A 1,267-nucleotide genomic window follows, 5' to 3' on the forward strand; every position below is an offset into this window, starting at 1 on the left:
ACAGCGAATATTCCAGATGGCTACCATTATGCCAAGACCAGTGATGAACTGAATGGCAAGACGCAGCCGAAGAATGATGGTAGTATCAAATACACAGATAAAGATGATACAGTAACGGTTTATGTAGCTGGAGATAATGTACCAGATGATGGCACCAATAAAGATGCAGTCCATGTACTACACTACCTGGAAAGTCAGGACGATAAACCAACGACTGATGCAGTTCCAGGTATGGATAACGCTGATTACTGGTTAGGTGGTTATTATGGTGATACCGTCACTGCCAGTGGTACAGATGCTAAGCAAAAAGCTCCAGCTGGTTATACATTAGTTAACCCAGGCAAGCAGAGTGCAGAACTCACCAAAAGGTCAAAAGCAAGAGATAAAGTTCTACTATAAAGCCGATGCGGAAGATAAGTTGAGTGTTCAGTTTGTCAATGCCAAGACAGGCAAAGTAGTCGGTGATAAAGTTAAAGCACCACAAGGTTATATGAATGAGACCTTCGATCCGACTGATAGTAATAGCTTTATTGTGTCAAGTATCCCAGCAAGTTATCACTATGCTAAGACTAGCGCTGAACTAAATGGCAAGACGCAGCCTAAGAATGATGGCAGTGTTAAATATACGGATCAAGCTGATACAGTGACGGTTTATGTAGCCGGTGATAACGTACCGGATGATGGCAGTAATACTGATGCTATTCATGTTTTGCACCGTTTGCAAAACGATGATTCTGAGCTCAAGGGTTCCTATTGGATAGGCGGCAATTATGGCGATGAAATTACTGTCAAAGACAGTGATGCCAAGCAAACAGTGCCTGGTTACACGATTGTGCCGAAAGATAGTGTCACTTTGGAACTTACCCAAGATACACCACAGCAAGTAATCTTCTATTACACAGCAGATACGCAAAACAATGTGACGATTAACTTTGAGACAAAGGCAGGCACGGTAGTTGGCCATACAAATCCAAGTGGAACTACAGGCAGTGTACTGCCATTAGGAGAAAATTATTATGATGAACATAAAGTAAACGGCTTTAGTTGTGCAACGCAGCCTACTGAGATGCCAAGTGGCCAACAGCAGCCAGCGAGTGTGAAATTTAGCACACAGGATCAGACGATTCCAGTCTATGTAGTCGGTGATCCAATAACAGATGCCGATAAAGTTAAGGTTGTCCACTACTTAGAAGGCACAACTAAACCAGTACCTGGTTTGACTGATTATGTCTTAGGTGATAATGGTCACTACGGTGATACTGTTACT

General features: G+C 42.6%; 2 protein-coding genes. Both read left to right on the forward strand.

Going from position 1 to position 1,267, the window contains the following annotated elements:
- Positions 1–399, forward strand: a 399-nt coding sequence (locus tag FC77_RS08105; RefSeq protein ID WP_162258109.1) for a hypothetical protein, incomplete at its 5' end; no start/stop codon positions are given.
- Positions 350–1,267: MucBP domain-containing protein (locus tag FC77_RS07620; protein WP_156641857.1), on the forward strand; the 918-nt coding region annotated here is incomplete at its 3' end. The genes FC77_RS08105 and FC77_RS07620, both read left to right, overlap by 50 nt.

Origin of the sequence: Lactobacillus acetotolerans DSM 20749 = JCM 3825, from assembly GCF_001436775.1 — a bacterium.
GTDB classification, from domain to species: Bacteria; Bacillota; Bacilli; order Lactobacillales; family Lactobacillaceae; genus Lactobacillus; species Lactobacillus acetotolerans.